Source organism: Hymenobacter polaris, from assembly GCF_012927305.1.
Lineage (GTDB): Bacteria > Bacteroidota > Bacteroidia > Cytophagales > Hymenobacteraceae > Hymenobacter > Hymenobacter polaris.
Genome location: NZ_JABBGH010000002.1, coordinates 1,403,597 through 1,429,840 on the forward strand (window position 1 = coordinate 1,403,597; position 26,244 = coordinate 1,429,840).

Consider the following 26,244-nt stretch of genomic DNA (forward strand, 5'->3'; position numbering starts at 1 on the left):
CTGTTGGCTGCCGTTTTTGGAGGTTGTTAACTGTTGGTAGCCAGTGGCTCACGGTTAAAGATTACAGCAATACTGCGCTGGTTTGCATCTGGCTCAGGCGCTGGTAGAGGCCTCCCTCGCGGGCTACCAGGTTGTCGTGGGTGCCGCGCTCCACAATACGGCCGTGCTGGAGCACGATTATCTCGTCGGCATGCCGTATGGTGCTGAGCCGGTGGGCAATAACGAGCGACGTGCGCGCCGACATGAGGCGCGTGAGGGCTTCCTGCACCAGCTTCTCGCTCTCGGTATCGAGGGCCGAGGTAGCTTCATCCAGAATGAGGATGGGTGGGTTGCGCAGCACCGCGCGGGCAATGCTCAGGCGCTGACGCTGCCCGCCCGAGAGGCGCCCACCTCGGTCGCCAATCAGGGTTTGGTAGCCCTCGGGGCTGGCCATGATAAACTCGTGGGCGTTAGCCGTTTTAGCCGCTTCAATTACCTCTGCCTCGGTGGCTTCGGTATTGAATTTGATATTGTTGAAAATCGTGTCGTTGAACAGGATGCTCTCCTGCGTGACGATGCCCATCTGGGCGCGCACCGAGTGCAGGGTGCAGGCGCGCACATCGTGGCCGTCGATGAGCACTTGCCCGCTGCTAGGGTCGTAGAAGCGAGGCAGCAGGTCGGCCAGGGTGCTTTTGCCGCCGCCGCTGGGGCCCACCAGCGCCACGGTGTGGCCCTTTTTTACGGTCAGGTTCAGGTCGAAGAGCACCGGCACGTCGCCGTAGTGGAAGCTCACGTGGCGCAGCTCAATCTGGTGCTCGAAGGCGGGCAGCACCGCGGCGCCCGGCCGGTCGCGGATGGTGGGCTCGGTGTCAATAACGCGTAGCACGCGCTCGCCGGCCACCAGCCCGCGCTGGATGTTGCTGAACGCGCCCGACAAGGACTTGGCGGGCGTCAGAATCTGCGAGAACAGGATGATATAAGTGATAAAGGCTGAGGCCGATAGCCCGCCCGCCTGCCCACTTAGCACCAGCGTGCCGCCGTAGTAGAGCAGGCCCGCCACCACCGCTACGCCCGCAAACTCGGAAAACGGCGAGGCCAGGTCGCGGGTATTGTCGATGGCCTGCGTAGTGCGCGAGTACAACTCGTTCTGCGCCCGAAACTTGCCCAGGATGTAGGCGCGCGCATTGAAGCCTTTTATGACCCGGATGCCCCCTAGGACCTCATCGAACACCGACAGCATAGTGCCCAAGGTTTGCTGGCTGACCTCGGCCTGGCGCCGTAGCCGCTTGGATACGCTGGCGATGACGCCGCCCGAAATGGGCAGCAGCACCAGGGTGAAAATGGTGAGCCGCGCCGACATGGAAAACAGCAGCACGAAAATGCCCACGATGTTGAGCGGCTCCTTAAATACGGCCGTGAGCGTGTTCACCACCGATATTTCCACCTCCTGCACGTCGTTGGTGAGGCGCGAAATCAAGTCGCCCTTGCGCTCGCCCGAGAAGTAGCCCAGCTCCAGCTCGGTGATGCGCTCGAACAGCGTGCCGCGCACGTTGCGCACCACCCGCGCCCGCACGCCCGCCAGCAGCCGCCCGCCCAGGTAGCGAAACAGGTTGCTCAAAAACACGGACACGATGATGATGCCGCACACGAAGGCGAGCGTGCCCTGCTTGCCGTAGGTGGCTAGTATCTGCGTGAAGTAGTAGTTGAAAACCAGCTTAATGTACTCAATTGAGAACGTGAAGTGCGGCAAGCTGGCCGGCGCGCTGGCCGTTTGGTTGGCCGTGGTGCCAAACAGCACGTTAAGCAGCGGGATGAGCAGCGTGAAGTTGGCAATGCCGAAAAAGATGCCCAGCGTAGCGTACAGGGCGTACAACGGCACGAAGTTGTACGGCTTGGCAAAGCTTAGCAGGCGTAGGTAGGTTTTCAAGACCGCAGATTTAACGGATTTAACGGATTTCGCGGATACGCCGCTAAAGCGGCTGACTACGCGGGACGGAATCTTGGAACCCGCTGGGTGCGAGCCTAGGCTTGACGCCTGAACGTGGCCGTTACTTCAATGGGGCCGATAATATGCGCGTTAAATTCGGCTAGCTGCTCGGCGGGTACCCACAGCTCGTTGTGGTGCGGGTCGCCCACGTTTTGCGTCGCAAACTGCCCTAGGTACGCCGTTTCTACGGCGAAGCGCACTACGTAGCCCACGCCGTAGTACGGCACGTTCCAATCGCGGCTTATCTGGTTGGCGTACTCTTCGTTCAGTACCGGGTAAAAAATGGGCTGCTCGGACAGCCGCGGCGGAAAGGCCCGCCACCCGCTGGCCGCAATTAAATCCAGCTCTGCCTGACTAACCGGCCGGTATAGAGAGGTGGTTTCCAACATCACAATAAACAATAAAGTAGACTTCGGGTAGCTACCGGCCCTAGGCCCCGTTGCCAGCGCAAGCATAGTCAGGCCGCGTAGCGGCCGTATCTGCGAAATCCGTTAAATCCGTTAAATCTGCGGTCTAAAATTCGTGCAGGCGCTGGGCGATGTTCCAGCGCAGGGCTAGCGACGGGTATACCTCGGTGCCAGCCACGGTGCCGTAGTAGGTGGATTGGGGCAGGCTTTGGTTGCGCACGATGAGGGTCGCATCCACGAACAAATTGAGCTTGGGCTGGTAGCTGGCCGTGAAATCGAGGTGCAGCAGGCGGTTTTTATCCCCCTCGCCAGTACGATAGCCGTGGTCAGAATCAATTCCTCCCGGCACAGTTGCGCGGGTATTGTATGAGAGTAGCACGTTGCCCCCGTAGTTGTTGAAGGTAGCCGAGGAGGTAGCCAGTGCATCGAGCCCTTGTACCGTGTAAAAAGCCTTGCCCACCAGGCTCAGGCGTGCGATGGGCTGGTAGCTGAGCACGGCTAGTACCTCGGTAAGGTTGGCGCCCATGGGGTGGGCCAGGGGCTGCTGGTAGTGCTGGTAGTTGGTGTAGGAGGTTTCGTGCTGGTAGGTGTAGGGGCGGATGTAGTTGAACTCAACCTGCAAGTCGAGGTTGCGCAGGCCGGCCACGTCGATGAGCTTGCCGCCCAACTGGATAGCTTGCTTGTTGGCCCACCAGCCGTTGCCAGCCAGCACCTCTTTCAACTTAAACTCGTCGAGCACCAACTGCCCGTACAGCTGCCCGCGGTGGGCAATGTTCCACTTAAAATCGAGCCCTAGGAGCGCGTTGTCGGCCGAGCCCACCTGCTGTTCGATGGCGCGGTAAAAGATGACCGGATTCAGGTATTGCAGCTCTAGCCCGCGTCCCGGACCGCCCGCCACTTCCGACTCAAACACGCCGATGTTAAAGTTATTCGTGACGTCGAAGCTGAGGTGGTGCAGCGCCAGGTACTTCTTGGGATACACCTGGTCCTGGTTGAGGCGCTGGGCCGTTAGCTCGGCAAACAGGTTCTGGTAGTTGAAGCGCCACACGCGGGTGTTGAGCTTCAGGAAAAAGTACGGCGCGCTGTAGTCGCTGAGTATCAGCGAGCGGTAGCCGTTGCCGATGAAGTTGCGGTCGTGGGCCAGCTGCACGTTGATGTGCCGGGTGGCGGCGTAGGTGATGCCGCCCCGCGCCGTGAAGAAGTCGTAGGCGCTGCCGCCCTCGTTCTTAAAATACTTGGTGTAGCCCTCGTGCGGGGCCACCGGCGCCCCCGGAATAATGTCGCGCTGAATGCGCTGCTGCACCCAGCCCGGCACGGCCTCCTGGTTGTCTGTGAAGAAGCCGTAGAACCCGAGGCGCCGGTCAATAAGCCCTTCGAAGGCCGCGCCGCGCGTGTTCACGTAGCGCAGGCCGCCGAGGCTGCCTTCGCCGCTGTCGGCGCCACCTTGCAGCAGCAGCACCGGGTTCAGCCGGAACGTGAAGTCGCGCGTCTGCACGTGGTAGAGGTCGGTCTGGTCGCGGTAGAAGTACTTGAGGAAGGGCTGCTTGCTTGCATTCAAGCTGTCGCCCAGCGGCGAGTACATCCAGTTGTCCTTCAGCAAATACTCGGCGTTGAAGCGGTCAGCGGCCGAAAGCATTTCGCTGCCTTCCAGCACGCGCTCGCCCAGGCCCGCAGCGGCGGCGCGGGTGTAGGGCCGCACGCTGGTATGGGGGTCCTGCAGGCTATCGGGCCCATACTTGATGGCGTAGCGGTCGAGCAGCCGGTAGGTGTTCACGTCGAGCGGCACGTAGAGCGCGCCCTGATACTCGCGCACGCGGCGCACGCTCCTAGGGGCCGGCGCGGTGGGCACAGCGGGGGCAGGAGTAGCAGTGGGTGCCACGGCGGCCGGGGCTGGCGCGGGAGCCGGGGTAGAAGCCGGCGCGGTAGGCGCGGGAGCTGGGGCCGGCGCGTCAACCTTCACGGGGCGATTGCCGCGGTCGGTTTTCGTTTTAGGGTCTTCGGGTAGGGGCTGGTCGAAGATGTACCAGTTAGTGGTATTGGAGGCGGGCGGGGTGGGCGCGGGGGTAGTTTGCGCCGCTAGCCGGCCAGCCAAGGCAAATAGCGATACGAAGAATAAGTACTGTTTCATTAAGTATATAAAGTACCCGAACGCGGTAGGGTGCGCAAAATTACGCCCTAGGCCGCCGCCCCGGTTTTAATGCCACCTTTGCTGGCTGGCCCGCCGCTTTGCCGCGCCTGAGGCCACCTTGCCTGCTGCTCCCGCTCGCCGTGCTGCGCCTCCTGCCTTTTTCTGCCCTCGACCTAGCCCGCTGGGCGGCCTGCCTGGCCGCCAGCCCGGCCGCCCCGCCCTACGCCCAGGCGTGGTGGCTGGCCGCCACGGCCGGCCGCTGGGCCGCCGTGGTTGAGGTTGGCCCCGCGGGCGAGTACCGCTCGCTGCTGCCCTTGCCCTACAAGTGGCGCCCTAGGGGCCGCGTGGGCTACCAGCCCTTGTTTACCCAGCAGCTGGGATTGGTGCTCACGCCCGCCAGCCAGCACCTTAACCTAGCTGAGTACCTGGCGCTGGCCGCCAAGTTCTGCGGCGAGTTTTACCAGCAGCTCGCGCCCGGTGCCCAGCCATTGCCGCCCCTGCCACCCGGCTTCCGCGCCACCGAGCGCCGCACCTACTGCCTCGACCTGGGCCTAGGGCCCGCCCAGCTGCAGGCCGGCTACGCTCCCGACTACCGCCGCCGCCTGCGCCGCCAGGCCGAAGCCGCTGCGCCGCTGCAAGTAACAGAAAGCGTTAACGTAGAAGAAGTTATTCAACTGTTTCTAACGTATAAAAACGCTGCTGCTACCGGCCTGCGCCCGCGCCACTACGCGCCGCTGCGGCGGCTGTGGGCAGCGGCGCGCGCGCGCGGGCTGGCCGAGCTGCGCCAGGTGCGCCACCCGGCCACCGATGAGCTACTGGCCGGCGCTCTGTTTATAAAGCACGCGGGCGGGGTGGTATACCTGTTTGCGGCAGCCTCGGCAGCGGGGCGGGCGGCGGGCGCCCCGCTGCTGCTGCTCGACGAGGCCCTGCGCCGCCACGCCGGTCAGTCGGGGCAGGTATTCGATTTTGAAGGGGGCAGCCAGCCTGAGATTGGCCGGTTTTTCGCCAATTTCGGGGCGCGGCCCGTACTATATCCGGCCGTATCGTATTCCCGTTCCCCCTGGTTTTTCGCATGGAAGCGCCCCTAGCTACTCCCGCCCCCGCCTCGCCCCAGCCTGAGCGCTTGCATGTTGTGTGCGCCGAGCCCAGCATTGCCAATCATTTCCTGGCCGAGCTGCGCGATGTGCAGGTGCAAACCGATAGCCTACGCTTCCGCCGCAACCTGCAGCGCCTGGGCGAAATAATGGCCGTGCGCATCAGCGAATTTTTGAGCTATACGCCCCAGACCGTGCAAACACCCCTAGGCGAAGCCCCCAGCCAGCTGCTGCGCGATTTTCCGGTGCTGGCCACCGTGCTGCGGGCCGGCCTGCCCTTCCACCAGGGCTTCCTCAATTATTTCGACCAGTCGCCCAGCGCCTTTGCCGCCGCCTACCGCATCGAGGGTACGGCCCAGGTGCGCGTGCAACTCGACTACCTCACAGCCCCGCGCCTCGACGAGCGCGTGCTTATCCTGGCCGACCCCATGCTAGCTAGCGGCCGCAGCCTGGTGCAAACCTACCGGGCTATGCTGCGCTTCGGCACCCCTAGGCAGGTACACATCGCGGCCGTTATCGCCTCGCCCGAGGGCGTGGCCCACGTGATGAGCGAGATTCCCGAGGCCACGCTTTGGGTAGCGGCCGTTGATAGCCACCTCAACGAGCAGGCCTACATCATCCCCGGCCTGGGTGACGCCGGCGATTTGGCTTTTGGCAGTAAAATTTAGGACGCAGGTGTGCGTTCCTAGCCGTGGCTCGTTGTATCTTCATCGGGCCATTTCGCCGGTTGCCGGCGCGGGACTACCGCTAGGCAAGCGCAGCAAAAGACGAGCCTGGAGTGCCGGCGCCACCAGTTCGGCACGGAAGTAGTAATAGAAAGTAATAATCTAAGATTCACAGCCTAGCGAGTAAACCACTACAGGAAATTGTCTATTTTTGCTGCTGCACCCACTAGGCTATACAGTAGCACTTATTCTTTTGTTGTTTTTCCTGTATTCGTGTTGCAATTTGCTATGAAGCTCGCTTCGGTATTCTTATTAAGTACGGTCAAGTTCTTGGGTGGGCCGCTGGCGGGCAGCAGCATGGGTATTGGCTTCTGGCCCACCCTGCTGCTTACGGTAGCGGGCATGATGACGAGCGTGTTTCTTATTTCGGGCGTGGGCCGTCGCTGGGTGCGCCACCGCCAGCAGCAACGCCGCCTGCGCCGGGTGCCCATGTTCTCGAAGCGCTCGCGCAACATTATTAAGGTCTTTAAAAAATTTGGGATGGGCGGCATCGCCTTCCTTACGCCGGTGCTGCTTTCGCCCATCGGGGGCACCGTTATTGCCACGCTGCTCGGGGTGCCGCGCCGCCGCATCATGCTGCACATGCTGTGGAGCGCGGTGCTCTGGGGCGGCATCCTCACGCTGGCCAGCGCCCGCCTAGGGCACCTGCTGCATCACTAGTAGCATCCGTGGGCCGGTATGTAGCGCACAGCCCGGTCGGCCCCGCAGTTGTGGAGGAGTCATCGAGGCGGCAGTATTTTCGCCGCTAGCGCCTGCTGGCTAATTGCTGGCAGGCTTTTTTTGATGAAAAGCTTCTTTTTTCAATGCCTGCTAGGGTGCGCACTGCTGGCGGCCAGCTTGCGCACGGCCGCCCAGGTGGCTAGCGTGCCTGCTGCCCCGTCTGCCGCGCAGGTGCCCGCCGCGCCGCCGCACGACACCACCCGCACCCAAGCCCTCACCGCTGATACGCGCACCCTGCGCCAGCTCGACTCGCTACGCCGCACTACCAGCGCCCACCTCGGCCAGCTGCAGCAGGAGCTGGCGCGGGTGCAAGCTACCCAGGCCACCAGCCAGGATGTGGCCCGCCTGCGCCAGCTGCGCCAGGAAGTAGCCGGCTTGCGCGCCGCCGACTCGCTGCGCCACGCCCACGCCCGTCGCTACATCGACTCGCTGAAGCTGCACGCGCGGGGCTACCCCGTGGTGGTGCGCCAGGATACGCTGTTCGACGTGTACACCAAGCTCGGGCCCTTCCGCCCCCGCGAGCGCGCCGCCCTCATTGCCCAGAAGGTGCAGCGCCTACAAACCGACATCGGCGAGTTTCACCCCGACTCGCTGCGCCTGACCCCGGCCGAGCAAACCACGGATTTAACTTATGGCGAGCAGGTTATCCAAAGTATCTCCGACAACGATGCGCTGTGGATGAACGTGCCCCGCGACTCGCTGGCCCGCTTTTACCGCGCCCGCATTCTAGGGGCTGTGCAGCACTACCGCGATACGCACAGCGTCAGTAACTTACTGAAAGATGTCGGCCTAGCGGCGTTGGTACTGGTGGTGTTCTACTTCGTGGTGCGCTTGGTTAATGGGGGCTTCCGCTGGGTCGAGCTACGCCTTACCGAGCGCGAGGAAACCTGGTTTCACGGCGTGAAGCTGGGCAACTACGAATTGTTTACGCCCCGCCGCGAGCTGGACGCCGCGCTGCTGCTCATTAACCTGCTGCGCTGGACGGTGATTCTGCTCATCATCTACCTGGTGCTGCCGCTGCTCTTCAGCCTCTTTCCAGGCACGCAGCACATGGCCGATACGCTACTGGGCTACGTGCTCACGCCGCTGCGCCGCATGGGACTGGCCGTGTGGCACTACCTGCCCGATTTGGTAACTATCCTGGTCATTGTCACGGTATTCCGCTACTTCCTGCGCGGTATCAACTTCCTGAAAAATGAAATTCAGGCCGGGCGGCTCACCATCGAGGGCTTCTACCCCGACTGGGCCAACCCCACCTACCAGATTATTCGGGTGCTGGTGTTCGCCTTTCTGCTGGTCGTCATCTTCCCCTACCTGCCCGGCTCCGACTCGCCCATCTTCAAGGGGGTGTCGGTGTTTCTGGGGTTTCTGTTCACATTCGGCTCGGCCGGCTCGCTCTCTAACATCGTGGCCGGGCTGGTGCTCACCTACATGCGCGCCTACAAGCTCGGCGACCGGGTGAAAATCGGGGACGTGACCGGCGACATCATCGAAAAAAATCTGCTCGTGACCCGCGTTCGCACCATCAAGAACGAGGAAATCACCATTCCCAATTCCACCATCATGAGCAGCTACACCACCAACTACAGCGCCGCCGCGCCCACCCGCGGCCTCATCCTGCATACCACTGTCACCATCGGCTACGATGTAGCTTGGCAGCAAGTGCATAAGATGCTGCTAGCCGCCGCCGCCCAGGTGCCCGACCTGCTGCCCGACCCCACTCCCTTCGTGCTCCAAACCAGCCTCGATGACTACTACGTGAGCTACCAGCTCAACGCCTACACCCGCGAGGCCAGCCGCCAGGCCGTCCTGTATTCACTGCTCCACCAGCATATCCAGGACCAGTTCAACCAGGCTGGCGTAGAAATCATGTCGCCCCACTACCGCGCCGTGCGGGACGGGAACGCGCCGGCCATGCCGGAAAAGGGGGCGGGGGAGTAGGATAATACTTGAGAAAGTGATACTTTTGAAAAGCTGCTTGATGAACTTATGCTTAGTATTTTCTGATGAGTAATATTGAAAGATACAGGGGTTTACAACTGTCAAGAGTATCTAGTATGATACTAGGTCAGATGTTTGATAATGTTTCTGGTGATGAAGTGTCGTTGTTAAGTATAGTAATAGAAGATTTTAATATTAATATCAAAGACTTAAGCTCCTTTCTTTATTTTATCTACAAAATAGATGGCCTCTTTAGTCAAAAAGGTTTTAATAGTTATTCTAAAACAAAAGAAAATCAGATTCATATAAATAGAATAACAACAGGTTCAATAATTATTGAAATTGAAAATGAAATCCATAAAGTAGGTACTGAGAATTTAATAATAATTTATTTTGCTATTAAAACTATATACAGGACTGGTGGTATGCTAGTTGATGGTTTAACTAAATTCTATGAAATTGGAACTAAAAGGGAGGATTATTTAGAAAAGCGTGAAAGAAGACAGATGCGTAAGCACATTAGGGAAGCAATAAATGAAGAAATTGAGTTGTCTAATCTTGATAAGAAGAATAAGGAAAAGCTTGTAGATTTATTGGATGATATATACGTCAAAATAGCCGGGATTTAAATTCAATTAATTCCTTGGTTAAAAAGAAGATTAAAAGTGTTACTTTAAAAGTAAAGAAGAAATAAATTTATATTTATCGAGAGCACAAATGACCAAGCAAGCCATCATCACTCGCACGGCCGAAGTAATCAACCAACTGCCCGATGCTCAGGCCGCTGAGATTTCGGATTTCGTGGAGTTCATTCTGAAGCGGTATGAGGAGCATAAGCTCACGCAGGGTATTCAAAAGCTAACCGCTGAAAGCCAGGCGTTTGCTTTCTTACACGACGAGGCGGAATTGTACACTGAAGCCGACCTAAAAGAAGTGTACGATGGCTAAGGGTGACATTGTGCTGATTACGTTCCTGTTCACCAATTTGAGCGGCAGTAAGTTGCGCCCGGCCGTGGTGTTGGCCGAAACCAGCCTCGACCTGACGGCTTGCTTCGTCACTACGCAGCTACAGTGGCAGGAAGCGACTGACGTAGTACTGATGCCTAGCTCCACCAACGGCATCCGTAAGCCATCGCTCATCCGCGTCAGCAAGCTTGCCACGCTCGACCGCAAGCTAGCCAAAGGGCTGCTGGGCCGGCTAAGCCAGGCGGAAATGGCCGGCCTCGACCACGGGTTGAAAACGCTGCTGCAACTGCCCTAGCCCCCCATGCCCCCCTACGAGTTAGCGCCGCCCGCCGAGCTGCGAAACACCATCAAGTGCTTCTGGCACTTCGGCCTGGACCTGGGCGCGGGGCCGGCCGACTTTGAGGTGCTGCCCGATGGCTACGCGGAAATTATTTTCTACTTCGGCGGCGCTAGTGGCTTGGCTACCAAGGTCGGCCGCCAGCTGCTGCCGTCGCCGTTTGTGGTGGGGCTGCTCGATGGGCCGGTGCAGTTTGTGGGCAGCGGGCGGTTTGAGGTGTTGGGTATCAAATGCTTTCCGTGGGCGGTGACGGAGCTGCTGGGGCTGCCGGCCGGGCGGGGTGGGGTGCAGGTGGTGCTACACTCGCTGGCGCAGCTGCAAGCTCCTTTGCAAGCGTTGGTGCAGGCCGGCCGCATAGACGAGGCCCTGGCCGAGGCGGCGCGGTACTTTCTGGCCATCCGGCCGGGCGCGGCCACTGCCGACCCGCTGCCCTACCAGGCGGGCGCGGCCATGCGCGAGGCCAACGGCACGCTGCCGGTGCGCGAGGTAGCCGCCGCCACCCACGCCACGGTGCGCACCCTGGAGCGCCGCTTCAAGCAGGCGGCTGGCCACACGGTGAAGGACGTGTCGGCGCTGATACGCTTCGAGCAGGTGCGCGACCAGCTGTGGGACAACCCCAACGCCAGCCTAGCCATCCTGGCGCACGCGCTCGGCTACGCTGACCAGTCGCACCTGGGCCGCGAGTTTCGGCGCTACAGCGGCACCACGCCCGCCGCCTTCGCCCGCCAGGTAAAGCAGGCGAGACAGAGGGCCGGTCGTGATTTTGTCGCGTTTGTCCTAACCTGAGCCTAGGGCGGGCGGGAACTTTGCGGCGTACCAATTCTCGTAGCAAATGGACTCGCAACACGCCAAAACCGCCCTCGTATCGGGGGCTAGCATCGCCGGGCTGGCTACGGCTTACTGGCTCAGCGAACTGGGCTACCGCGTCACGGTGGTGGAGCTGGCCGCCGCGCCGCGCACCGGCGGCGGGGCCGTCAACGTGGGCGGCCCGGCGCTCGACAGCATCCGGCGCATGGGTCTCTACGAGCAGCTCAAGCCCCACGCCCTGCATCTCGATAAATGGGAGTTCAAGAACGCCGACGACACCACGGCGGGCACCATGACGCTGGGCGACGGCCCGGACGGCCCGCCCGCCGAAGACCTCGAAATTGAGCGCTACATCTTGATTCCCAATCTGCTAGGGGCCATTCGGGGCGAGGTAGAGTACCTGTTCGACAACCGCATCACGGCGCTGCGCGAAGCGGCGGCCGGCGTACAGGCGACCCTGGCCGATGGCACGCAGCGAACCTTCGACCTGGTGGTGGGCTGCGACGGCGTGCACTCGGGGGTGCGCAAGCTCTGGTTCGGCCACGAGACCGAATACGCGCATTTTCTGCACTACTACTTCTCCCTCACCAGCCTCGACAAGCCGCTGATGCCACCCGCCACTGCCCAGCTCTACAACGTGCCGGGCAAGGTGGTAATGGTGATGGACCAGGGCGGCAAAACCGACGTGGCCTTCTGCTTCTACTCCGAGCACGAAATCGCCTACGACTACCGCGATACGGCGCAGCAGGCCGCCATCGTGGCCGCGCAGTTTGCGGGCGAAGGCTGGCGCACCACCGAGCTGCTGGCCGAGGTAGCGCAGCAGCAAACCGCCTACTTCGACAAGTTCGCCCAGATACGGATGCCGGCCTGGACCAAGGGCCGGGTGGCCCTGGTGGGCGATGCCGCCTACTGCGCCACCGCCGCCGCCGGCCAGGGCGGCGCGCTGGCCCTGGCCGGGGCCACTGCCCTGGCCGACGCGCTACGCCAGCACAACGGCAACATCGAGGCCGCCCTGCCCGCCTACGACCATGCCCTGCGCCCCTACGTGGAGGAGGTGCAAGACATGGCACTCGTCATGCTAAGCGAGTACCTGGTACCGCGCACCGAAGCCGGGATTCAGAAGCGAAACGCGGGGGGCATCCCGTTTTAGTATCTCCTCGCAGCATACCTTGCGTGCCCACTCAATACCGCCTGCCGATGCCCGCTCGCTTGAATAAATGGCTGCTCCGGTTCTCAGTTACCGGCGCGTTTCTGCTAGCGCTGCTGGTGCTTATCGTGTTCGCGCCGGCGCTCAGCTACGCTCAGCAAAGCAGCTTCGGCCGCTTCACAGTGTATCACCAGCAGCCACTGGCCGTTGCGCTGCCGGCCCACTTGGCCGCGGCAGCTGCGCAATTGCGTGGCAGCGAGCTATACACTCCCGATTTCCACGCTGACATCTGCCTGAACGACCAGGGCAGCAGCTATCCAAAGCTGCTGGGCCAGCTGCTGCCGCCCGCCTTCGCTTGGGGCTTTGCCGATAAAGTGGTGCTGCAAGGCCAGGCCAATTTCGCGGCCGACTACGTGGAGCTGCATGGCTACCGCTGGAACAGCACCGCCCTGCTCACGCACGAGCTGACTCACTGCCTGCAAGCGCAGGCCCTGGGCTGGTACCGCAGCAACTCCCTCACCGGATACCCCACCTGGAAGCGCGAAGGCTACGCCGAGTACCTGGCCCGCCCCCACGGCACGCCCGCCCAGCTGGCTGCCAGCCTAGCCCGCCTGCATCAAGCTGAATTTGAGCAACCCACCGCCTGGGAGGTACTGCTGCCCGATGGCACCATGCAGCCCAAAGACTACGCCCACTACGCTGCCCTGGTCACTTATTGCCTTGACGTGCAACACCAAACCTACCGGCAGCTGCTGGCCGACACGCTAGGGGAGGCGACGGTAGCGCGGCGCATGGCGGCGTGGGAGGGCGGGCGCAAGGGTGGCGAGTAGGAGGTGTATACAGTCGCAAAAAGAAAAAAAGCAGTCATGCTGAGCCTGCCGAAGCATCTCTACCACGCATCATTGTTCGGTAGAGATGCTTCGGCAAGCTCAGCATGACGTTCTTTTTGCTGCTGATAGCTACTTCTAGCCTACCGCCCCTGCCCGCGCCGCCGCAGCGCCTTGGCGCCCGGCGCGGAGGCTCCCTTCTTACCGGGGTTCTTCTTGGCGCCTTTCTGGCTTTTCTTGGCGCCTTTCTCGAAGACCTTGCCGGTGCGCTTGTCGATGGTTTCGCCGGGCTTTATCCATTCCTTGCGCTCGTGGAAGGCGCCCTGGTAATCGGGGTTGGCCTTCTTTTTTTGCTCGTCCAGGGTGCGGGCGTGCTCCTGGCTTTCTTCAAAGGGCGTTTCCGTTACCTGCACCTCGGGGGGGAGGGGCAGCAGCGGAATCTCTTGCTTAATCAGCTCCTGGATGCGCTCGATGTGCTGGCGCTCGGCGGGGTTGGCGAAGGTGATGGCCTCGCCGGTGTGGCGGGCGCGGCCCGTGCGCCCGATGCGGTGCACGTAGTCGTCGTAGATGAGCGGTACGTCCACATTAATAACGTGGCTGACCTGGGGCACGTCGATGCCGCGGGCGGCCACGTCGGTGGCCACCAGGTAGCGCACCCCGCCGGCCTTGAAGGCATCCATGCTGTTGAGGCGGGCGTTCTGGCCTTTGTTGCCGTGTATCACGCGCACCTCCCCTAGGGGGGCGTGGCGCTCCAGGAAGCGGGCCACCTGGTCGGCATTCTCCTTGGTGCGGGCGAAGAACAGCACCCGCGTCATGGCCGCGGCCTCGGTTTGCAGCAGGTAATTCAGCAGGTTGAGCTTGGTGCTCAGGTTGGGCACCTCGTAGAGGCGCTGGGTCACGGTCTGGGCCGGCTGGGCGGGGGGCGTCACCTCCACCCGCGTCGGAAACTCCAGAAACTCGGCGCTCAGCTCCTCCACCCTGGGGGGCATGGTGGCTGAGAACAGCACGTTCTGGCGCTTGCGCGGAATGATTTCTAGGATGCGCCGAATCTGGGGCATGAAGCCCATGTCCATCATCTTGTCGGCCTCGTCGAGCACCAGCGTCTTCAACTCCTTCAGCACCAGCTCGCCCTTGCCGTAAATCTCCATCAGCCGGCCGGGCGTGGCCACTAGGATGTCCAGCCCCTGCTGAATCGTATCAATCTGCGTTTTCGGCCCTAGGCCCCCGTAGATGGCGTAGATGCGCAAATCTGTATGCGTCGCCAGCGCCTTGAGGTGCTTTTCGAGCTGGATGGCCAGCTCGCGAGTGGGGGCCAGCACCAGGGCCCTAGGGTGCTGGCCCTGGGCGTACTTCACCTTCATCAGCAGCGGCAGGCCGAAGGCGGCAGTTTTGCCGGTGCCAGTCTGGGCGATGCCCAGCACGTCGTGGCCGGCTAGCAGCAGCGGTATCGTTTGCTCCTGCACCGGGGTGGGCTCCGTGAAGCCGGCTTCGGCCACGGCCGTGAGCAGCTGCTTGTTGAGCTTGAAGTCGGCGAAGGTGATTGGGAGGGTATCCATCCGGCAAAGGTCGGGCATAAAGGTGTAGGGGCGGGGCTTGTCCTCGTCCGTCGTCGTTACGTCATCGTTCAACGACGGGCGGGGGCAAGCCCCGCCCCTACGCCTTGCGGCACATTTTTTCCACTGCTTTCTTGCAGAAAAGCCTCCGCCTAGTATCTTTGCACTCCCAAACCACCACACGGTAGATATAGCTCAGCTGGTTAGAGCGTCGGATTGTGATTCCGAAGGTCGTGGGTTCGAGCCCCATTATTTACCCGCCTGCAAGTCCCCGGATGCAAATCCGGGGACTTTTTTGTTATTTGTGTAGTTGCTAGCGCAACCATTCACCTTCTTTCTCCCCCAATTCCCCTAGCATGAGCCTTCTCGTTATCGGCTCCGTGGCGTTCGATGCCCTGGAAACCCCTTTCGGCAAGACCGATAAAATTATTGGCGGCGCGGCCACGTACATCAGCCTCGCAGCCTCCTATTCGGTGAAGCCCGTGAACCTAGTGGCCGTAGTGGGCGGCGACTTTCCGCAGAGCGACATCCTGACCCTGGAAGAGCACGGCGTAAACACCGAAGGCCTGCAAATCAAAGCCGACGAAAAGTCGTTTTTCTGGTCGGGCAAGTATAACAAGGACCTCAACTCGCGCGAAACCATTACCACCGAGCTGAACGTGCTCGGCTCGTTTGACCCTATTATCCCCGACGCGTACCAGGACTGCAAGTACCTGATGCTGGGCAACCTAGCCCCGCAGGTGCAGCGCCTGGTCATTCAGCGCCTCGTCAACCGGCCCAAGCTTATTGTGCTCGATACCATGAACTTCTGGATGGACTCGGCCCCCGACGAGCTGCTGGCTACCATCGAGATGGTGGACGTGCTCAGCATCAATGACGAGGAAGCCCGCCAGCTCTCGGGCGAGTATTCGCTGGTGAAGGCGGCCCGCAAAATCCTGATGTTCGGCCCCAAGTTCTTGATTATCAAGAAGGGCGAGCACGGCGCGCTACTCTTCCACAAAAACAAGGTATTCTACGCCCCGGCCCTGCCGCTGGAGGAAGTATTTGACCCCACCGGCGCCGGCGACACCTTCGCGGGCGGCTTCATCGGCCACATCGCCGCCACCGACGACTGCTCGTTCGAGAACGTGAAGCGGGCCGTTATCCACGGCTCGGCCATGGCCTCGTTCTGCGTCGAGAAGTTTGGCACCGAGCGTTTGCTCAACCTGACCCAGGAGGATATTGAGGCCCGCGAGGCGCAATTTGAAGAGTTGGTGCGCGTGCAGCCCGCCACCGTGGTGGCTTCTCTGTAAAAAACTAAAGCCCCCTAGCCCTCGCTATTGGCGGCTAGGGGGTGCTCAGCCCATTCTTGCTCTAGGTGCGCCTGGGCAGTGGGGTCTTGAAAGCTCAGCAGCCAATCGAGCGCGCTAGCCGGTTCGCTGAAAAACTGCACCTCGTAGTGAATGAAGTGGCGCGCCGCAAAGTGCATGGCCTCGATAGCCATCTGGTTGTAGAGGCTAGTACTGGACATAACAAAGGCCACGTGCTGAATAGCCGGCACCGATACGCGCGGCAGCCAATTAGTAGCCACCCACAACTGCTGCTCGGGGGTGATGCGGGGCCGGCCGCGCAAGTCAATCAGGCCCTCAGTAATGGTATTTTGCTCAATGAGCTGCGCAATGGCATTGAGACTTTTTCGGTTGGTAGTCAGTTCGGCCGATGACCGATAGTATTGAAAGCGCAGCAGCGAAACTTCTGGGGCATACTGCGCCTGAATAGCGTAAAAATTTAGAATCATAGCGTGAGGATAGGACGGTATGCACGGTAAGCCCTACTAGCCCAGTTGTTCGCGCGTATAGCCGCTAGCTGCTGGGTGTTTGCGCAAGCAAGCGGTCGGGCGAGCTAGCCTACTGGCGAAGGCAAAGGTATTTAAGAAGCACTTGACTAACTGCTTAGGTAACGGTATTCATGCTTAATTGGCTGCGCAGCAACTGGCGCGACGTTACTTTTCTGGCGGGGTTGGCCGTGGTGTTTGGCACTGATTTGCGCCTGCCCGTGGTCAGCACCTTGCAGCGCGGGCTGTTGGCTACGGGCTTTTGGCAGCCGGCTCTGCCCACGCGGCCAGCCCTAGGCCCAGCTGCGCAACTGGTAAGTGAGCGTACGGCTGGGCTGCCCAGCGTGGCGCTCTATACCCTAGGGGGCCAGCCGGCCAACCTGCGGCAGTTTGCGGGCAAGGTGGTGCTGGTAAATATGTGGGCCAGCTGGTGCCCGCCCTGCCTGGCCGAGATGCCCGGCCTGCAGGCGCTTTACCAGCAGGTAGATACCGCTAAAATTGCCTTTGTGTGCATCTCGCTCGACGCCAATCCTAACCGGGCGCGGGCTCTGCTCAAGCACAAGGGCTACACGCTGCCGGTGTTTTTCCCGGCCGCGCCGTTGCCTGCGCCGTTTGCCTCGTCATCCATCCCCTATACCGTCATTCTCGCGCCCGACGGCCGAGTAGCGGCCAGCCACGCCGGCATGGCCGACTACGATACGCCCGCGTTTCGGCAGGCCCTGGAGCAGCTGGCGAAGTAAGCCCTAGGGCCTTCCTACGCGGCTAGTGCCGGCAAACACCGGGCAGACTTACTTATTTGGGGTGAGAGGCAACCCCGCCGGCCGCGAAGAGGTAGAAAGAGAAGTACGCTCACTTAACCTTTTCCCGCCATGTCACTAGCGCATTTAAATCCCGAGAACGAGAACGAAGACGTTCAAAACTCCGTCAACCCCTTCGAGAACACCAACAAAAAAAGCACGCAGGTGCAAAACCCCAGCGATAACCAAGTGTCGCACAAAGGCAACACGACGGATGGGGCCGATGCGGGCGAGGGTGTAAACAACATCCGCAGCAATCCGCAGGGCAACAATCCGATGTCGGTTAACAAAGGCAAAGTAGGTGCGGGCGGCGACGCCAAACACTAAACCTTAGACTTAAACAACTAAAACAGCAACGCTCGCGTCAGCGGGCGTTGCTGTTTTAGTTGTTTTAAAACTCCCAGCCCAGCCACTTCTCAAAGCCGGCCCGCTGATTTTCATCGGCTTCGGTCAGCTTTTCTACGGTGTAGCGGGTGCCGTAGCTGGGGCCCGGCTGCGGTGCCAGCTCTACTAGCAGCAAGCGGTTTTGGCGGAACACGGCCAGTTGGTACACCGGCTCGCCGGGGGCTAGCAAAGTTTGCAAGTTGGCCCCGGCGCGGCGGCCGTTGATGGCCACCAACTCATCCTCTACCGCCAGCACGGCGGCGGCCGGCGAGTCGGGCCAGAGGTAGGTCACTTCCACGCGGTCGTTTTTGAGGGCCGTGCGAAAGCCGAACGTACCTTCGGAGATAACCGGGTTTTCGTAGGCCACTAGCTGGCAGCCCACCGTGTGCAAGGCACGGTCGAGAGGCTCCTGCAGCGGCGCCGTGCCGTTGATAAACTTGTCGAAATACACCTGCATCCGGCGGCCGGCCACCTCAGTTACCACGCGGGCGTAGTCCTCGTCGGTGTACCCTAGGCCGGTCTTGCCAAACTCTTCGTAGAGGCGGCGCATCACATCATCGAGGCTGCGCTGGTGGCCGTGCAGCTGCCGCAGGGTGAGGTCGAGCAGCAGCGCCGCCAAGGCGCCTTTGTGGTACACGCTCACCTTGCGGTCGGGTACGCCGGGGCGGTAGCCATCCAGCCAGAGGTCCATGCTGGCGTCGGCCAGGCTCAGATTGCGGCCACCCGCGTCGTCGTAGTGCTTGCGCAGCACCAGATTCAGCTCCTCAAAATACTGCGCGGGCGTGCGCACGCGGCTGCGGGCCAGCAGATACTCGCCGTAGTAGGTCGTGACGCCCTCGGCCACGTAGCAGGTGCGGAAGTAGTTTTCGCGGGCGTAGTCGTAGGGCTGCATCTCGGCCGGCCGGATGGCCTTGATGTTCCAGGTGTGAAACAGCTCGTGGCAGCTCACGCCCAGCAGCTCCTTGTAGTAGGCTTCCTGCATCAGTGCCTCGGCGGGGCCCAGCACAATCACCGTCGAGTTGTGGTGCTCCACGCCGTGGTAGTGCTTGTAGGGCAAAAACTGATTCAAGAAGTGGTACTCGGCCACCGGAAAGCCCCCGAATAGCTGCAGCTGCTCTGCCGAAAAGGCCTGGAAGTCAGCCAGCAGGCGCGGCCAGTCCACGGCCGCTTCCTCGCCCTGCACCCACACGTGGAAGGGCACGCCGCCCGCCGTATACTGCTCGTGCTGAATGCTGGGGCTGGCAATGAGCGGCGCATCGGCCAGCTGGTCAAAATTGCTGGCTTGCAGCACGTTGGGAGCCGTTTGGAGCAGGCCGCAGGCTAGGCGCCAGTCGGGCGGCAGCGCCAGCGTCAGCTGGCACGGCTGGCTCTCCTGGCCCACGGCATACAGCAGCGCCTGCACCGGGTTCAGGTACAGCTGGCTTTCGTCGAGCCACGAGCCGCCGGCGTCCATCTGGTGGGCGTAGAAGTTGTAGCGCGCCCGCACGCTGCGGCCCGCCGCGCCTGGCACCTCCCAGCAGTCCTTGGTAATTTTGCGGTAGGGGAGGGGCTCGTCGGTTTCGGCATCGCTAAACTCCATGCGCTGAATCTTTTGCGCGAAGTTTTGCAACTCGTAGCGGCCGGGCCGCCAGGCGGGCAGCTGCAGCGCTAGCGGGCCGGTAGCCTCGGCCGGCACGTCCACCAGCAGCTGAATTTGGAGGTAGGAAGTCAGCGGATTCTCGAACGAAACGTGGTAGTAGGTCATGAGCGGCGGTAAAGGCGGGCAGCGGTACAGACGCAGCACCGGGCCCCGTTGTTGTGACCCAGGGGGCCTAGGGGCGCCAAGGTGGCAGCGCAGGGCAAAGATGCGCTTTGGTACCCGGCAGGCAGTCATGGTCTTACAAATCACAATGGCTAGCTTGCTATTTTCCCGGAAAGCGCGTACCTTTGCCGGCCCAAACCCGCAATTTGACCGGACATGAAACGTACCTACCAACCCTCGCAGCGTAAGCGTCGCAACAAGCACGGCTTCCGCGAGCGCATGGCTTCGGCCAACGGCCGCAACGTGCTGGCCCGCCGCCGCGCCAAAGGCCGCAAGCGCCTTACCGTATCCGACGAAGGCCGCCACAAGCGCTAGTCTATTAGGCTGTTAGCTTAGCGCTAGTAGCTACCAGCTAGCAGATGCCGCATTGCGAAGGCAGCGTATTTCCGACTTTTGTCGAAAATGCTGGCCATTGCAATGCGGCTTCGCTATGTTAACTAACAATGGACGAGCTACCCACCGCTAGCCAGCCGCCAAAAGCGCCCCGCAAGTATACCTTTCCGAAAGAGGAACACCTGTGCCGCAAAAAGCTGATTGAGCAGCTTTTCAGCAAGCAGGGTTCCTCTTTTGGCGTTTACCCCCTGCGCCTTACCTGGCTGCCGGCCCCAGAGCGCAGCAGCGCGCCGCCCCAGGTGCTCATCAGCGTCAGTAAGCGCACCTTTAAGCGGGCCGTCGACCGCAACCGCCTCAAGCGCCTCATTCGCGAGGCCTACCGCCTTCATAAGTACCGCCTGCTGGAAGCGGCGGGCGGCCACCCCGTAGCCGCGCTCGGTATCTTGTACACGGGCAAAGAAAAAAGCGGGCTGCCGCTCATCGAAAAAAAATTAATTTCCGGGTTTACTCGTTTGCTGGCCGAGCCGGCGGTGCAACCAGTGCCGTAGCGTGCTTATCTTCAAGTAGCAATAGGCAGCGGCCTAGGCCGGCCCGCACTGCGAGGCGGCCGGGTAAGCAAGGCAAGCTGTTACCTCCTTGTTCTTTAGTCAGTATCTTTTCGCCCGATGATTAGCCGTAAGAAAGTACTCGCCGTTTTGGCCCTGAGCACCCTGGGCCTAGCCAGCTTCCGCGTAGCGTCTGACAGCGAGCGCTACTTCGAGATTGCCAAAAACCTCGATATTTTCGCTACGCTTTTCAAGGAGGTGAACACGTACTACGTGGATGAGATTACGCCCGGCAAGCTGGTGAAAACCGGCATCGATGGGATGCTCAAGTCGCTCGACCCCTACACCAACTACATCCCCGAAGATGATATTGAGGATTTTCGCACCCTCACCACCGGGCAGTACGGCGGCATTGGGGCGGTAGTCATCAAGCGCAACGGTAAAACCGTGGTGCAGAGCGCCTACGAGGGCTACCCGGCCCAAAAGGCGGGCCTGCTGCCCGGCGATGAAATCTTGACTATCAACAACGTAAACGTTGATAAAAAGACCAACGCCGATATCAGCAAGCTGCTCAAGGGCCAGGCTAACTCGGTAGCCAAGCTCATCGTGACGCGCTACGGCCAGGACAAGCCGGTGGAGGTGAACATCACCCGCGACCGCATCCAGGTGGAGAACGTGCCTTACTACGGCATGCTGACCAACGACATTGGCTACTTCCAGCTATCGGGCTTTACCATGGATGCCGGCCGCGAAGTGCGCAACGCCGTGGTGCGGCTCAAGGAAAAAGGCGCTAAAAAGCTGGTGTTTGACATTCGCGACAACCCCGGCGGCTTGCTCAACGAGGCGGTGAATATAGCTAACCTCTTTGTGGACAAGGGTCTGGATGTGGTGAGCACCAAAGGCAAAGTGACGGAGTGGAACAAGACGTACAAGGCGCTGGACGTGCCGTTGGATACGCAGATTCCGATTGCCATCATCACCAGCAACCGCTCGGCGTCGGCCTCGGAAATTGTGTCGGGCGTGCTGCAGGACTACGACCGGGCCGTGCTGGTAGGCGAGCGCACCTTCGGCAAGGGCTTGGTGCAAGCCACGCGCCCGCTCAGTTACAACTCGCAGCTGAAAGTAACCACGGCCAAGTACTACATCCCCAGTGGCCGCTGCATTCAGGAAATCGACTACTCGCACCGCGGCGAAGATGGTAGCCTCACGAAGTTTCCCGACTCGCTACGCACGGCCTTCAAAACCCAGGCCGGCCGCATTGTGTACGACGGCGGCGGCGTGGCCCCCGATATCGACATTCAGGACCGCGGCATTGCCGACATCACGCGGGTGCTCATTCAGAAAAGCTACCTCTTCGACTTCGCTACGCGCTACCGCTCCGAGCACGCTACTATTGCGCCGGCCCGTGAGTTTCACCTCACGGAAGCTGATTACCAGAAGTTTGTGGCTTTCCTGCAAGGAAAAAACATCAGTTATAACACTGATGCCGAGCGCGCCCTCACCGACCTCACCAAAAAGGTGAAGGAGGACAAGCACTACGACGACGTGAAGCTGGAGCTGGCCACCATTCAGCGCAAAGTGGCCGTCAATAAAACCAACGACCTCCAGCGCTTCAAGCCCGAAATTCGCGACCTGCTAGAAACCGAAATAGCCTCACGCTACTACTATGAGAAGGGCCGCACCGAAGCCAGCTTCGACGACGACCTCAACGTGCAAGCGGCTATCGCCGTTCTCAACGACCCTAACCGCTACGCCGCGCTGCTTAAGCCCGGCGGCCAGGCAGCGAGTGCTAAAAAAGGCGCAGGAGTGCCGAAGTAAAACAAAGGCAGATTTGCCTCGGGAACAGTAGATTTGGCAACAAGTCTACTATTTTTTTTAGCTATGAATAGCTGGTTATTGAGAATCAAGAATTGGCAAATATTTCTAATTTATATTATCGGCTCTAACGTAGGCAAACTGCTATTAAAACAGCCTGAGTTTGCAGAGTGGGTATTTGCAGTATTATTGATTAGCTATGTAGGCTGGTACGTATTAGTAGGTAATACTTTATACCGCTACTTGCCTAGGAACGCTACGTACAGCATGACTTGGTTTACAGTAGACGCTTTTATTGTCGTCGTATCCTACGCGGCTTTTGTATTCATATTTGATGGGGATTTTGAAAGCAATGGTTTAGTAGCATTGCCTGCATTTTATATATTCTTCGCAATCGCTCATTTATTCTGGTTTCCGGCAGCAGCACTTGTATCAATCGAAAACCAGAAAGAAGCAACGTTTAGCCAGTATGCAGGTACTGCTATACAATTATTCTTTTGGCCTATCGGCATATGGTTTGTGCAGCCACGGCTTAATAAGCTTAGCCAGCAAGCGCAGGAGCCCAGCGAATAGTATTTTTAGTAATACTTCCCCTCCACTAAATACCCCTGCACGTAATCCCGAATGCCTTCTTCGAGCGTGGCGAAGTGCAGGTCGTAGCCAGCGGCGCGGAGCTTGCGTATGTCGGCCTCGGTGAAGTACTGGTAGTTGTCGCGGATATCCTCGGGCGTGTCGCGGAACCGGATGTCGACGGGGCGGCCTAGGGCCTCGAAGGTGTTCAAGGCCAGGTCCATGAAGGTGCGGGCCTGGCCGGTGCCCAGGTTGTAGAGGCCGCTGTGGGTGCGGTGGTGCAGGAAGAAGTAGCACACTTCCACCACATCCTTCACGTACACGAAGTCGCGCATCTGGCCGCCGTCCACGTAGTCGGGGTTGTGCGAGCGGAAGAGCTGCATGCTGCCATTCTCCTGAATCTGGCGGAAGGCGTGCAGGATAACGGAAGCCATGCGACCCTTGTGGTACTCGTTGGGGCCGTACACGTTGAAAAACTTGAGGCCCGCCCAGAAGTAAGGCTGTTCTTCCTGCGCCAAAGCCCACTTATCGAAGTCGTTTTTCGAGTCGCCGTAGGGGTTGAGCGGGTGCAGTAGGGGCACCAGGGTATCGTCCTGGTCGGAGTAGCCTAGGCGGCCGTCGCCGTAAGTGGCGCCGCTGCTGGCGTACACCAGCGGCAGCTGGTAGCGCACGCAGGCCTGCCACATCTGCTTGCTGTAGTTGAGGTTAAGCAGGTCGAACACGGCCGGGTCCTGCTCGGTGGTGTCGGTGCGGGCCCCTAGGTGGAAGATGAACTCAACCTGCTCGTGGTGCTGGTCGAGCCAGGTAAAGAACTCCTCGCGGTCCACGTACTCGCGCAGCTTTTTGCCCCGGATGTTGGGTAGCTTTTTCTCGACGGCAAAATTATCAACCACCACGATATCGTTGAAATTGGCGGCGTTGAGGCGGGTGACAAGGCAGCTGGCGATGAAGCCGGCGGCGCCGGTGACGACTATCATAGGGTAGTAAGCAAGTAGCGTGGACGCTGCGAGTCCGCGCGGGAGTAACAGTCCGGGGGATGGCACGCGCGGACGCGCAGCGCCCGCGGTGCAGTCCCTCAAAGGTACTGCCAGCCGGCCTGGTAGGTTGGGCTACCTTTGCGGCCATGCGTCTTTCGCCCTTTTTACTGATTGGCTGCGTGCTCCTAGGGGCCTGCCAGGCCCACGACCAGCCGGCCGCCGCCCCAGCCACCGTGCAGGTGCGCGACGACCTGGGCCGCTCCGTGACGCTGCCCGCCTATCCGCGCCGCCTGGTGTCCCTAGCCCCTAGCATGACCGAAATGCTTTATGCCGTGGCCGATACCAGCACCATCATCGCCCGCACCCAGGCCGACGACTACCCCGCCGCCGTGCTGCGCAAGCCGGTAGTAAACTCGTATCCGCTTGATATAGAGCGCCTGGTGACGCTGCATCCCGACGCCGTATTCACGGTGGAAGGCCTGACGCCGCCCGACGCGGCCGAGCGCCTGCGCCAGCTGGGCATTCCGGTGTACTACCAGAAATACCGCCGGGTAGGCGACGTGCTGCGCGGCCTAATCACCCTAGGCCGCCTGCTGGGCCGCGACGCGCAGGCCCGCCGCCTCACCGATTCGCTGCAGCGGCAGCTGCACGCGCTGGCCACCTGCCCGGCGCCCGGCGCCCGGCCCACGGTGCTGGCCCTGGCCGCGGCCGACCCCATGTACGCCTATGGGCAAAACACGCTGTTTACGGATGAGATATGGCTGGCGGGCGGCCAAAATGCCCTGCGCGACAGCCTGCCGCAGCCCTACCCGGCCCTGACGCGCGAGTACGTGCTGAAGCTGAACCCGGAAGTGATAATTGGGGGCCGGTTCGGGAAGCTGGACAGCACCTTGTTTAGGCAAAACCCCGAGCTGCGGCGCCTGCGCGCCTACCAAAAGCGGCGCGTGTACGCCACCACGCCCAACCTGCTGCAGCGCCCCAGCCCGCGCGTGGTAGAGGCCGTGCAGGAGCTACGGGCCTTGCTGGCGCGCTAACCCCCTAGGCCCATGTCTTCGCCCCACCCGTTGCGCTGGCTGCTGGCTTTTGGGCTGCTCACGCTCGGGCTGCTGGGCCTGGGGCTGCGGGTAGGCTCCTACGAGGTCAGCTACGCTTTCATCTTCGACACCCTCGCCCACTACCACCCCGCCGACCCCGCCCAGCTGGCTTTGGTAGAACTGCGCCTGCCGCGCCTGCTGCTGGCGTGGCTGGCCGGCGCCAGCCTGGCGTTGAGCGGCTACCTGCTGCAAACGCTGGTCAACAACCCGCTGGCCGACCCCTACCTGCTGGGTACGGCGTCGGGGGCGTCGCTGGGGGCCATTGTGGCCTACTTGCTGGTGCCAGGCCTGGTGGTGGCGGGGCTGTACTTGCCGCCGCTGGCGGCGCTGGCGGGGGGCCTAGGGGCCACGGTGCTGGTGGTGGCCATTGGCACGCGGCAGGGGCGGGTGCGGCCGGCGGTGCTGCTGCTGGGCGGCGTGGCCGTGGGGGCGCTGGCGGCGGCGGCGGGCTCGCTCATTACTTTCCTCAAGGCCGACCAGGACAGCCTGCGCACGGTGGTATTTTGGGCATTCGGCTCGTTTGAGCGGGCTAGCTGGGCGGGGCTGGGCTGGCCGGCCGCCGTGCTGGTTGGCAGCCTAGGGCTACTATTCTGCTTGCAGAAGGACCTGAACCTGCTGCTGCTAGGCGAGGAGCGGGCGCAGGCTCTAGGGCTGGCCGTGGTGCGGCTGCGCTGGGTGCTGCTGGCGGTAGCCGTAGCCCTCACCAGCGGGGTGGTGGCGCTGTGCGGGCCCATCGGGTTTGTGGGGCTGGTGGTGCCGCACCTCACGCGCGGGCTGCTGGGCGCGGCCGGGCGCCTTAATTTAGTGGCGTGCGCTGCCCTAGGGGGCGCTTTTCTGCTGGCCGCCGACCTGCTGGCCCGCCTGCTGTACCCGCCCGCCGGCCTGCCCATTGGGCTGGTAACGGCCCTGCTGGGGGTACCCTTCTTTGTATCTTTGCTGCGGAAAAAATTTTAGCTGTTAGCCGCTAGCCATTGGCTGTTAGCGTCTTTTGGGCTTGTTGGGCAGCGCGTTCAGCAAGCGGCCAGCCCCTAACAGCTAGTAGCCAACAGCCCCTAATTATGCTATACGTCAGCCGCCTCGAGCATTTCAATGCTGCCCACAAGCTCTACAATCCGGCCTGGACGAAGGAGCGCAACCAGGAGGTGTTTGGGCCCTGCGCCAATGAGAATTGGCACGGCCACAACTACGAGATGATTGTGACGGTGAAGGGCGAGCAGGACCCCGACACCGGCTTCGTAGTGGACCTTAAGGCTTTGTCTGACCTTATCCGCGACCACATCACCAACCAGGTAGACCACAAAAACCTGAACCTCGACGTGCCCTGGCTGGTGGGTAAGCGGGTGAGCACCGAAACGCTGGCGCTGGAATTTTGGCGAATCTTGGAGCGCGAGCTGCCCACCATTACCAAGAGCGCCCGGCTGCACTGCATCAAGATTTACGAAACTCCGCGCAATGCGGTAGAATACTACGGGTGAGGAAGTTATGAGTTAAAAGTTA

At 61.0% G+C, this 26,244-nt stretch carries 27 protein-coding genes and 1 tRNA gene; 21 read left to right on the forward strand and 7 right to left on the reverse strand.

Going from position 1 to position 26,244, the window contains the following annotated elements:
• Nucleotides 1–61 precede the first annotated feature (61 nt).
• From HHL22_RS16070 to HHL22_RS16080, 3 genes are all read right to left on the reverse strand, one after another.
• Entirely contained in the window at nucleotides 62–1,906 is a 1,845-nt protein-coding gene (locus HHL22_RS16070; RefSeq protein WP_169532352.1) for an ABC transporter ATP-binding protein, read from the reverse strand.
• A gap of 95 nt (nucleotides 1,907–2,001) precedes the next feature.
• On the reverse strand, nucleotides 2,002–2,355 hold the full coding sequence (locus tag HHL22_RS16075; RefSeq protein ID WP_195809297.1) for a hypothetical protein: 354 nt from the start codon (nucleotides 2,353–2,355) through the stop codon (nucleotides 2,002–2,004).
• Between the two features lie 124 nt (nucleotides 2,356–2,479).
• Nucleotides 2,480–4,501 (reverse strand): capsule assembly Wzi family protein, encoded by a 2,022-nt coding sequence (locus HHL22_RS16080; protein WP_206680729.1) that lies wholly within the window; start codon nucleotides 4,499–4,501, stop codon nucleotides 2,480–2,482.
• A gap of 140 nt (nucleotides 4,502–4,641) precedes the next feature.
• Here HHL22_RS16080 and HHL22_RS16085 point away from each other — a divergent pair, with 140 nt between their 5' ends.
• From HHL22_RS16085 to HHL22_RS16130, 10 genes are all read left to right on the forward strand, one after another.
• Nucleotides 4,642–5,589, forward strand: a complete 948-nt coding sequence (locus tag HHL22_RS16085; protein ID WP_169532353.1) for a GNAT family N-acetyltransferase — start codon at nucleotides 4,642–4,644, stop codon at nucleotides 5,587–5,589.
• A complete protein-coding gene (upp, locus tag HHL22_RS16090) occupies nucleotides 5,574–6,263 on the forward strand; it encodes a uracil phosphoribosyltransferase (RefSeq protein WP_169532354.1) in 690 nt (229 codons plus the stop codon). Before HHL22_RS16085 ends, upp begins: the two co-directional genes overlap by 16 nt.
• Nucleotides 6,264–6,548: 285 nt before the next feature.
• Entirely contained in the window at nucleotides 6,549–6,980 is a 432-nt protein-coding gene (locus HHL22_RS16095; RefSeq protein ID WP_241738114.1) for a small multi-drug export protein, read from the forward strand.
• 123 nt (nucleotides 6,981–7,103) lie between these two features.
• The gene (locus HHL22_RS16100; RefSeq protein ID WP_169532355.1) at nucleotides 7,104–8,981 is read left to right on the forward strand and encodes a mechanosensitive ion channel family protein; all 1,878 of its coding nucleotides are present in this window, start codon (nucleotides 7,104–7,106) and stop codon (nucleotides 8,979–8,981) included.
• A gap of 65 nt (nucleotides 8,982–9,046) precedes the next feature.
• Nucleotides 9,047–9,610: a hypothetical protein gene (locus HHL22_RS16105; RefSeq protein ID WP_169532356.1), complete on the forward strand. Its 564-nt coding sequence runs from the start codon at nucleotides 9,047–9,049 to the stop codon at nucleotides 9,608–9,610.
• An 88-nt stretch (nucleotides 9,611–9,698) separates the two neighbouring features.
• Entirely contained in the window at nucleotides 9,699–9,929 is a 231-nt protein-coding gene (locus HHL22_RS16110) for a hypothetical protein (RefSeq protein ID WP_169532357.1), read from the forward strand.
• On the forward strand, nucleotides 9,922–10,242 hold the full coding sequence (locus HHL22_RS16115) for a type II toxin-antitoxin system PemK/MazF family toxin (RefSeq protein WP_169532358.1): 321 nt from the start codon (nucleotides 9,922–9,924) through the stop codon (nucleotides 10,240–10,242). Before HHL22_RS16110 ends, HHL22_RS16115 begins: the two co-directional genes overlap by 8 nt.
• 6 nt (nucleotides 10,243–10,248) lie before the next feature.
• Nucleotides 10,249–11,070, forward strand: a complete 822-nt coding sequence (locus tag HHL22_RS16120; RefSeq protein ID WP_169532359.1) for an AraC family transcriptional regulator — start codon at nucleotides 10,249–10,251, stop codon at nucleotides 11,068–11,070.
• 46 nt (nucleotides 11,071–11,116) lie between these two features.
• A complete protein-coding gene (locus HHL22_RS16125) occupies nucleotides 11,117–12,241 on the forward strand; it encodes an FAD-dependent monooxygenase (protein WP_169532360.1) in 1,125 nt (374 codons plus the stop codon).
• Between the two features lie 47 nt (nucleotides 12,242–12,288).
• Nucleotides 12,289–13,068: a hypothetical protein gene (locus tag HHL22_RS16130; RefSeq protein ID WP_169532361.1), complete on the forward strand. Its 780-nt coding sequence runs from the start codon at nucleotides 12,289–12,291 to the stop codon at nucleotides 13,066–13,068.
• 140 nt (nucleotides 13,069–13,208) lie between these two features.
• On the opposite strand, the gene HHL22_RS16135 is transcribed toward HHL22_RS16130, so the two are convergent.
• Nucleotides 13,209–14,621: a DEAD/DEAH box helicase gene (locus HHL22_RS16135; RefSeq protein ID WP_169532362.1), complete on the reverse strand. Its 1,413-nt coding sequence runs from the start codon at nucleotides 14,619–14,621 to the stop codon at nucleotides 13,209–13,211.
• A 181-nt stretch (nucleotides 14,622–14,802) separates the two neighbouring features.
• Here HHL22_RS16135 and HHL22_RS16140 point away from each other — a divergent pair.
• Nucleotides 14,803–14,876 (forward strand) — tRNA-His (locus tag HHL22_RS16140).
• A 98-nt stretch (nucleotides 14,877–14,974) separates the two neighbouring features.
• Entirely contained in the window at nucleotides 14,975–15,910 is a 936-nt protein-coding gene (locus HHL22_RS16145) for a PfkB family carbohydrate kinase (protein ID WP_169532363.1), read from the forward strand.
• Between the two features lie 14 nt (nucleotides 15,911–15,924).
• Here HHL22_RS16145 and HHL22_RS16150 read toward each other — a convergent pair whose 3' ends face one another.
• On the reverse strand, nucleotides 15,925–16,395 hold the full coding sequence (locus HHL22_RS16150; protein ID WP_169532364.1) for a hypothetical protein: 471 nt from the start codon (nucleotides 16,393–16,395) through the stop codon (nucleotides 15,925–15,927).
• Nucleotides 16,396–16,565: 170 nt separating this feature from the next.
• On the opposite strand from HHL22_RS16150, the gene HHL22_RS16155 reads away from it, so the two are divergent.
• Together HHL22_RS16155 and HHL22_RS16160 are read left to right on the forward strand one after the other, a co-directional pair.
• Entirely contained in the window at nucleotides 16,566–17,171 is a 606-nt protein-coding gene (locus tag HHL22_RS16155; RefSeq protein ID WP_169532365.1) for a TlpA family protein disulfide reductase, read from the forward strand.
• A 129-nt stretch (nucleotides 17,172–17,300) separates the two neighbouring features.
• Entirely contained in the window at nucleotides 17,301–17,555 is a 255-nt protein-coding gene (locus HHL22_RS16160) for a hypothetical protein (RefSeq protein ID WP_169532366.1), read from the forward strand.
• Between the two features lie 64 nt (nucleotides 17,556–17,619).
• On the opposite strand, the gene HHL22_RS16165 is transcribed toward HHL22_RS16160, so the two are convergent.
• Nucleotides 17,620–19,356, reverse strand: a complete 1,737-nt coding sequence (locus HHL22_RS16165; RefSeq protein ID WP_169532367.1) for a M61 family metallopeptidase — start codon at nucleotides 19,354–19,356, stop codon at nucleotides 17,620–17,622.
• A gap of 213 nt (nucleotides 19,357–19,569) precedes the next feature.
• On the opposite strand from HHL22_RS16165, the gene rpmH reads away from it, so the two are divergent.
• The 4 genes from rpmH (at nucleotide 19,570) to HHL22_RS16185 (ending at nucleotide 22,679) form a co-directional block, all read left to right on the forward strand.
• Entirely contained in the window at nucleotides 19,570–19,728 is a 159-nt protein-coding gene (gene rpmH, locus HHL22_RS16170) for a 50S ribosomal protein L34 (RefSeq protein WP_144852495.1), read from the forward strand.
• Between the two features lie 128 nt (nucleotides 19,729–19,856).
• Nucleotides 19,857–20,294: a ribonuclease P protein component gene (gene rnpA / locus HHL22_RS16175; RefSeq protein WP_169532368.1), complete on the forward strand. Its 438-nt coding sequence runs from the start codon at nucleotides 19,857–19,859 to the stop codon at nucleotides 20,292–20,294.
• A 117-nt stretch (nucleotides 20,295–20,411) separates the two neighbouring features.
• On the forward strand, nucleotides 20,412–22,109 hold the full coding sequence (locus tag HHL22_RS16180; protein ID WP_169532369.1) for a S41 family peptidase: 1,698 nt from the start codon (nucleotides 20,412–20,414) through the stop codon (nucleotides 22,107–22,109).
• Between the two features lie 63 nt (nucleotides 22,110–22,172).
• Entirely contained in the window at nucleotides 22,173–22,679 is a 507-nt protein-coding gene (locus HHL22_RS16185) for a hypothetical protein (protein ID WP_169532370.1), read from the forward strand.
• A 5-nt stretch (nucleotides 22,680–22,684) separates the two neighbouring features.
• Here the strand turns inward: HHL22_RS16185 and rfaD are convergent, their stop codons facing one another.
• On the reverse strand, nucleotides 22,685–23,653 hold the full coding sequence (rfaD, locus tag HHL22_RS16190) for an ADP-glyceromanno-heptose 6-epimerase (protein WP_169532371.1): 969 nt from the start codon (nucleotides 23,651–23,653) through the stop codon (nucleotides 22,685–22,687).
• A 146-nt stretch (nucleotides 23,654–23,799) separates the two neighbouring features.
• On the opposite strand from rfaD, the gene HHL22_RS16195 reads away from it, so the two are divergent.
• From HHL22_RS16195 to HHL22_RS16205, 3 genes are all read left to right on the forward strand, one after another.
• Nucleotides 23,800–24,687, forward strand: coding sequence for an ABC transporter substrate-binding protein (locus HHL22_RS16195; RefSeq protein ID WP_169532372.1), 888 nt, complete (start codon nucleotides 23,800–23,802; stop codon nucleotides 24,685–24,687).
• 12 nt (nucleotides 24,688–24,699) lie between these two features.
• Nucleotides 24,700–25,701 carry a FecCD family ABC transporter permease gene (locus tag HHL22_RS16200; RefSeq protein ID WP_169532373.1) on the forward strand — a complete coding sequence of 334 codons (1,002 nt, stop codon included), beginning with the start codon at nucleotides 24,700–24,702 and terminating at the stop codon, nucleotides 25,699–25,701.
• 104 nt (nucleotides 25,702–25,805) lie between these two features.
• Entirely contained in the window at nucleotides 25,806–26,222 is a 417-nt protein-coding gene (locus tag HHL22_RS16205) for a 6-pyruvoyl trahydropterin synthase family protein (protein WP_169532374.1), read from the forward strand.
• Nucleotides 26,223–26,244 lie beyond the last annotated feature (22 nt).